This is a genomic window from Pseudomonas sp. R62, from assembly GCF_000257605.1.
In the GTDB taxonomy this organism is placed as follows: domain Bacteria; phylum Pseudomonadota; class Gammaproteobacteria; order Pseudomonadales; family Pseudomonadaceae; genus Aquipseudomonas; species Aquipseudomonas atacamensis.
In genome coordinates this window covers 1-1,795 of sequence record NZ_AHZM01000840.1, presented here as the reverse complement: position 1 = coordinate 1,795, position 1,795 = coordinate 1, and the positions used below count along the sequence as shown (strand labels likewise).

General features: G+C 56.4%; 1 protein-coding gene. It reads left to right on the top strand.

Annotated elements, in window-relative coordinates:
- Positions 1 to 135: 135 nt before the first annotated feature.
- Positions 136 to 1,795 (top strand): penicillin-binding protein 2 (gene mrdA / locus OQK_RS00435; RefSeq protein WP_016770626.1); only part of this gene is annotated, 1,660 nt, incomplete at its 3' end.

Here is a 1,795-nt window from a genome sequence, read left to right as displayed (position 1 = left end):
GTTCTTACAGCCTGCCACCGGGGAAATTCATCCTGAAGTGGGTGGCGAGTTTTGGTATGGTGCAGCTCGTTTTTTAACGGACTGATGTCCTGCCCACGGATCGGCACTCATTTATGTCAAAGAGTTGCTGTAGAAATGCCTGAACCAATCCCGATCAAGGATCATGAAAAAGAGACGCGGCTGGTCAACAAACGATTGATCGCCTGCGCTCTGTTTGTCTTCGCCATCAGCTGCGCTCTGGTGGTGCGCCTGTACATCCTTCAGGTCGTGGAATTCGACTACCACTCGACCATCTCCGAAAACAATCGCGTCCATGTCCTCCCGATACCGCCAACGCGTGGATTGATCTACGACCGCAACGGTGTGTTGCTCGCCGACAATCGCCCCAGCTACAACCTGACCATCACCCGTGAGCGGGCCACCGACGTCAATCAAGAATTGGACGAAGTCATCAACTTGCTGCACTTGCCTGCTGAAGACCGCACGGTATTCGACAAGGCGATGAAGCAATCCCGGCATCCGTTCACACCGGTCACCCTGTTTTATGAGCTGACGGAAGAGCAGATTGCCGTCCTGGCGGTTAACGAGTTTCGCTTGCCGGGCATTGATGTCGAGCCGCAGTTTGTCCGGCACTATCCCCTAGGCGCACATTTCGCCCATTCGATCGGTTATGTCGGTCGGATCAATGAAAAAGAATCGAAAACCCTCGACTCCGTGGAATATCGAGGTACGCAATCCATTGGTAAAACCGGTATCGAGCGTTTTTATGAAGCGCAGTTGCACGGCCATGTCGGTTACGAAGAAGTCGAAACCAATGCTCAAGGCCGTGTGCTACGGGTACTCAAGCACACCGATCCGGTGCCAGGCAAGAACATCGTCCTGAGCCTCGATGTCAAGCTGCAAGAAGCTGCCGAAGCCGCTTTGGGCGACCGTCGTGGTTCAGTGGTAGCTCTCGACCCGTCCACTGGAGAAGTGCTGGCGATGGTCAGCAATCCGAGTTTCGATCCGAATCTGTTCGTCACCGGGATCAGTTCGAAGGAATATTCAGCGCTGCGAGATTCCATCGATCGGCCATTGTTCAACCGCGTATTGCGTGGCCTGTACGCCCCAGGCTCGACGATCAAACCGGAAGTCGCCATCGCAGGGCTGGACGCAGGCGTCGTAACTCCGCAGACCCGCGTATTCGATCCCGGCTATTACCAATTACCGGACTTCGATCACAAGTATCGCAACTGGAACCACAGTGGTGACGGTTGGGTGGACATGGACGCGGCGATCATGCGTTCCAACGACACCTACTTCTACGACCTGGCGCACAAGCTTGGCATCGATCGTCTGCACGACTACATGGCGATGTTCGGCCTTGGTGAAAAAGTCTCACTGGACATGTTTGAAGAGTCCCCCGGTCTGATGCCGTCGCAAGCGTGGAAACGCGCTACACGGCGACAGGCCTGGTATCCCGGCGAGACAGTTATTCTCGGCATCGGCCAGGGCTACATGCAGGTCACCCCGCTGCAATTGGCCCAAGCCACTGCACTGATTGCCAACAAAGGGATATGGAATCGGCCGCACCTGGCCAAGTCGGTCGACGGCGTTGCGCCGGTTGACGAGCACCCGATGCCGAACATTCTGCTTAAAGATCCGCGGGATTGGGAGCAGGTCAACCACGGTATGCAGATGGTCATGCACGATGCTCGAGGCATCGCACGAGCGGCCGCTGCGGGCGCGCAATACCGCATCGCCGGCAAGAGTGGTACGGCGCAAGTGGTGGCGATCAAGCAGGGTGAGCGCTACA